We start from the raw sequence: 1,419 nt of genomic DNA, 5'->3' as shown, positions 1-1,419 counted from the left end.
CTCGGTGCGGTCGAGGGTCCACTCGGTGTGGAAGGTGCCCTCACGGTCGGTGCGCTGGTAGGTGTGGGCGCCGAAGAAGTCGCGCTGGGCCTGGATGAGGTTCGCGGGCAGGCGTTCGGCGCGGACCCCGTCGTAGTAGGCGAGGGAGGAGGAGAACGCGGGGGTCGGGACCCCGGCGAACGCGGCGGCGGCCACGATCCGGCGCCAGGCGGCCACGCCGTTGCCGACCGCGCCGACGAAGTAGGGGTCGGCGAGCAGCAGGGGCAGGTTCGCGTCGCGTTCGTAGGCCTCGGTGATCCGGTTGAGGAACCGGGCCCGGATGATGCACCCACCCCGCCAGATCCGGGCCATCGCCCCGCGGTCGATGCCCCACCCGAACTGCTCGGACGCGGCGGCGATCTGGTCGAAGCCCTGGGAGTAGGCCACGACCTTCGAGGCGTACAGGGCCAGGCGCACGTCCTCGATGAACGCGTCCCGGTCGGTGACCTCGAACGGCTCGGCGTGCCCGACCAGGGTCCCGGCGGCGGCGGTGCGCTGCGGCACGCTCCCCGACAGCGCGCGGGCGAACGTGGCCTCCGCGATCCCGGTGATCGGCACCCCCAGGTCCAGGGCGTTCTGCACCGTCCAGCGCCCGGTGCCCTTCTGCTCGGCCCGGTCGAGCACGACGTCCACGAACGCCGCACCCGTGGCGGCGTCGACGTGGGTGAGCACGTCCGCGGTGATCTCGATCAGGAACGACTCCAGGTCCCCCTCGTTCCAGGTCCGGAAGATCTCCCCGATCTCCGCAGCCGAGGCGCCCAGGCCCTGCTTGAGCAGGTCGTAGGCCTCCGCGATGAGCTGCATGTCGGCGTACTCGATGCCGTTGTGCACCATCTTCACGAAGTGCCCCGCACCCTGCGGCCCCACATACGTGCAGCACGCCACCCCGTCGACCTTCGCCGCGATGTCCTCCAGGATCGGCCCCAGCACCGCATACGACTCCCGCGAACCGCCCGGCATGATCGACGGACCCAGCAGCGCCCCCTCCTCACCCCCGGAGACACCACTGCCGACGAAGTGCAGGCCGTGGGCCTTCAGCTCGGCCTCCCGGCGCACCGTGTCCGGGAAGTGCGCGTTCCCCGCGTCGATCACGATGTCCCCCGCCTCCAGCAACGGGACCAGCTCGGCGATCACCGCGTCCGTCGCCGGGCCGGCCTTGACCATGATCACCACCTTGCGCGGGCGCTCCAGCGACGCCACGAAGTCCGCCATCGACTCCGACGCCACGAACGTCCCCTCGTCCCCGTGGTCCGCGACCAGGGACTGGGTCTTGGCGACCGACCGGTTGTGCACCGCGACCGTGTACCCGTGCCGCGCGAAGTTCCGCGCCAGGTTCCGACCCATCACAGCCAGACCCGTCACACCGATCTGAGCAGTTCC

1 protein-coding gene is annotated in these 1,419 nt (G+C 71.1%); it reads right to left on the bottom strand.

Annotated features, from left to right (window positions below):
- On the bottom strand, positions 1 to 1,419 hold a 1,419-nt coding region (gnd, locus tag CCE01nite_RS21115), incomplete at both ends, for an NADP-dependent phosphogluconate dehydrogenase (RefSeq protein ID WP_141372988.1).

This window comes from Cellulomonas cellasea (genome assembly GCF_006538745.1).
GTDB lineage: Bacteria > Actinomycetota > Actinomycetes > Actinomycetales > Cellulomonadaceae > Cellulomonas_A > Cellulomonas_A cellasea.
The sequence above is the reverse complement of the archived record's forward strand: the minus strand, read 5'-3'. Positions and strand labels throughout refer to the sequence as shown.